The sequence below is a fragment of the Marinobacter sp. C1S70 genome (genome assembly GCF_000475355.1).
Classification (GTDB): Bacteria; Pseudomonadota; Gammaproteobacteria; order Pseudomonadales; family Oleiphilaceae; genus Marinobacter; species Marinobacter nauticus.
The window spans coordinates 1-4,246 of the sequence record NZ_AXBW01000077.1; the positions used below are offsets into that span (position 1 = coordinate 1).

The 4,246-nt window shown below is 47.2% G+C and carries 2 protein-coding genes; both read left to right on the plus strand.

Annotated elements, in window-relative coordinates:
• Positions 1-21: 21 nt before the first annotated feature.
• Entirely contained in the window at positions 22-2,520 is a 2,499-nt protein-coding gene (locus Q669_RS17605) for a TIR domain-containing protein (RefSeq protein WP_022993282.1), read from the plus strand.
• 997 nt (positions 2,521-3,517) lie between these two features.
• Entirely contained in the window at positions 3,518-4,243 is a 726-nt protein-coding gene (locus Q669_RS17615; protein ID WP_022993284.1) for a reverse transcriptase domain-containing protein, read from the plus strand.
• The last annotated feature ends 3 nt before the right edge of the window (positions 4,244-4,246 follow it).

A 4,246-nucleotide genomic window follows, 5' to 3' on the forward strand; every position in this document is an offset into this window, starting at 1 on the left:
CGAAGTCACTGATTCAGGTAAATGAAAGCATTTCTGTCACATTCGTCTCTGGACAAAGAGATCGTTCGAGAAGTAGCGAACCAGCTAAACCGATTTAACTGTATCTTTGATGAAAGAAGCTTCGATAGTGGTGTTGAGTTCCAAAAATCGATTGAAGAGAAACTCAGCCTTTCGACTGTTTTTGTTTTTTTTGCGACTAGAAACTCACTTGACTCGAATTGGTGCAAGTTTGAGCTAGAGCAAGCTTTTTATTCAAAGCTGAAAGGAGCGCTCAAGCGTTCAATAGTGTTTATTCTCAATGATGATGTTGAGATAGGCGATTTGCCTAGCTGGTTAACAACAGCCTTGATTAAAAAGGTTAGTTCACCAAGTGCGATAGCAAGAGATATCAAGCACAGGCTTGAAGAAGCTGCGGAAGAGTTTCAGAGCCCCGTGTTTCTAGGCAGATCTAAAGAACGTGACTTACTAGAAGAGGCGTTAAACCCTATCGACGGCTCTAAACCACCGAAAACTCTTGCCGTATTCGGGCTGCCAGGAATAGGTAGGCGATCTTTGGTGCGAAATGTGACAAAAGATCTTTTCTCACTACATAAGTGTGTTGAGATTGAGGTGGAAGCTGGTGAAACATTGAATTCACTATGCGCAAAACTAGCTGATATTATTGAGCCATACTCTTGCCAAGAAGAGCTTAGAGATATTGTGGAAGAGATAAACTCACTTTCCGAAACTGAAGCGCTACTACGTGTCACAAACAACATACAGTCGGTAATGTCTGCAAATGAACTTCCTATTTTCGTGGATTCAGGAGGATTAACTCTTGATAACGGCTGTCTTTCCAATTTCATGAATCGAGTTATAGAAAGTGTAGAGCAGCTTCCGGACGCATATATTTGCTTAGTCCTTAGCCGACGAATAAGTCGAGATAATGATATTAAATTAGATAGCGTACCTATAGAGCAGCTTAGTGGTAGAGCATCATCTCAGCTGCTTTCTAAGTTGAGTCTACGCTCATCAATTACGTTAAGCCCAGAGAACATAAGGGACTTAACTGATTATATAAACGGATACCCACCAGCAGCGTACTTTGCTGTAAAGCAGGCATCGATTTATTCTGTCGATGCTTTAATGAGTGATAAAAGAAAACTGACCCAATTTAGTCAAAAGAGATTTATAACACACGTCCAGGATCACAATCTTACCGGTGAAGATATTCAGGTTCTTCAGGTCTTGTCTAATTATTCGCCTTTGCCGCTTTCGTGTATTTTGTCGCTATATAAGTGTGAAAGGTCTGAAGCTCATGATCGAATCTATGAGCTCATAGATTGCTCACTTGTTAGGGTTCAAGATGGACAATTGTATAGAATAGCTGATCCAATTAAGGGCGCGGTAAATGAAGTTTTCGGCTATCCATCCAATCAAGATCTAAAGGTGGTAAAAAATAACCTTAATCAATATATCGACTCAGCACAGGATGAACATAAATTAGAGATTTCCCGTGTTTTGTTTAGATTGGGTTTCACGCTTGGTGATGAAAAAGCGACAAAAAACGGAATAAAACTAAATTCAGATTACATTAAACTCTTAGAAAACGCTTACCATCAGAGGAAGTATAAGGAAGCCATAGAAATAGGGATGGAAGCTATAAATGTCAATCCTGATAGTGCGAAAGCGAAGACATTCTTAATCAAGGCTTTGATTCAGGAAGAAAAATGGGATGCTGCGCAGAAATATTTAGATGGTCTTTATCCGCTAGATGAATATCGCAATGTTTATTATTTGCAAGGTTTTCTTGAAAGAAAAAAAGGAGACTTGGCCAAGGCCATCGAAGCATACTCTAACGCGCAAAAACATGGTAGAAAAGGCTTTGCGTTGTATCGAGAGTTCTCTCATTGTTATCTAATGAGTGGGGATTTGGAGTCGGCGCAGAAAAATATCAACGAGGCATTAAGAATTCAGCCAAACAATAATCAAGTTATAGACATGGCCGCCAGGATAGCCATAAAGAAGGATGATCAAGAGTCTGCTCAGAAATATATTAGTCAATTAGAACTTCTTGACACGCCAGAACATTATAAACTTAGACTTTCTTCTTATCATCTTGCTTTTGGCCGGCCGGATCTTGCACTGAAATATGCTCGAGAGGCCGCAAATGTCGGAGGTCAACGCTTCTTCTCCGGAAGGGTTCAATTAGTCAAGGCTCTTATAAAGGGTGGGGAGTTGGCGGAGGCTGAAGAAGAACTAAGCAAGGTGAGATCTGACTTCCCGAAGAGCAAAAACGATATAAAAATCGCACTCCAGTCTAACTTAGAACTGGAGAAAGGAAGTTCCAGTAATGCATTGCGAATTGTAGAGGGTTTTGTCGACAAAACCTCTAAACAATATAAAGGAATTAAGGCTAGGTGCTTAAGTAATCTTTCCAAAGACATAACGATTTCCTATGAACAACGAAAAAAATACAAAAAGGATCTTGCTCAGTTCGGTGATTTCCATGACTTCAACCTTGATGAGATAGATTCTTAACAAATAGGTGAAGCCGACCGGTCCTACGCTGCGCTTCGGGCCGGCGGCTTACCTAGGCGTTATAGGTAATATGAGCTTCTCAGGTGATCTCAATATTTTGAAGGTAAGGGTTCTGCTGGTTTCGTTGTTTTTGATAGCCCTACCATTCGATGCTCTGTATACCGGCCACTGTTATTGGGGGCCTACAAGCTGTGAGATTGATGGCGCGTATCAGGGGTACCACATACTCCTTGTAGGGGCGTTGGCAATTTTTGACTATTGCCCAGCTTGGTATGCCAACGTGACTTTTATCTTGGCTCTCTGCCTTCTCAAGAGAAGCCCGACATTGGCAATAAAGCTGTCGATTCTCACCGTCCTTCTCGCTTTAACCACCTTTTTGTACGATGAGCCTTGGAATGACGGTGGCCCAACAAAGTACATTATGGGCTACGGCCCTGGTTTTTATATCTGGCTACTAGCTTTTGTCCTTTGTGCCTTTGTCTGCCTTAGATTACCTATAACAAGTCATTCCAGTTCGTTACGGCCCAAGAGGGCCTCCACCGGACGCCCTTGACAGGGCGCCGCTGAATATTGGCGTGTGTGCCGGGCACGGCGCAGAACTAGGGAGGTGAAAGTCCTCCTGCCAGGTGTTCGCAGAGCCGAAGGCTAGGAGAAGGGCAAGGGCGTCATCGCGAGGTGGGGTCTGAAGGAAGCCCAATCCAAAGCGGCGGGGCGACGAACAGGAACCCGATACGAGGTGTGGTACATCCGGGGCGAGCGGGCACGTGACCGCGAAGCCCTCCTTCTGCGACTGGGGTGTACTTTATAAATCGGGCGTTCACGTCGTGAAAGCTCTGTGCCTTACCCCGGGAGGTCTGCCACGTGTGGACGGACCCACTGAGAGACGAGCGATCGTCTCTGATCGCGTGGCAGAAATCAGCAGAGGGCATAGTAGGTTCGCCCGTGAACCGAAGGCCCGAACAGAGACAGGAGTCGAGAGTCCGTGCAGGGAAACGGGATGGCATCCGCAAAGCAGCTCGCGCTGCCCCTGGAGTCTCCAGGGGATGAACCCGTTGCCGGAAACCGGGAAGACTCGCACTCCGTTCAACCCTCACCGTGGATGGCGCGTGTGTTGAGCAGGGACAACCTCAATCGCGCCCTGAAACAGGTTCGACGTAACAAGGGAGCGCCGGGCATCGACGGCATGACCGTGGATGAGTTGCCGGATTATCTGCGCCAACACTGGCCCGAGATCCGGCAGCAACTGCTCCAGCAGACCTACCGACCCAAACCGGTCCGACGGGTCACCATTCCCAAAGCCAACGGCGGTTCCCGCCCGCTGGGCATTCCAACGGTGCTGGATCGCTTCATCCAGCAGGCGATTGCCCAGACCATTCAGCAGGATTGGGAACCCCGCTTCCATCCACACAGCTACGGTTTTCGCCCGGGGCGTTCTGCCCATCAGGCAGTCCGATACGGACAGCATTGCGCCCGGGAAGGCCGTAACTGGGTAGTGGATCTGGACCTGGAAGCCTTCTTCGACCGGGTAAATCACGATCGGCTGATGGCACGGCTGAAACGGCATACGCCGGACAGGCCGCTGCTCAGGCTGATCAACTGGTATCTGAAGGCAGGCGTTCAGATCGACAATCGCAAAGCCCCGACACCCGAGGGCGTGCCGCAAGGCGGACCACTGTCTCCGGTGTTGGCGAATGTGGTGCTGGATTGTAGTTGCCCCCGCTAAACC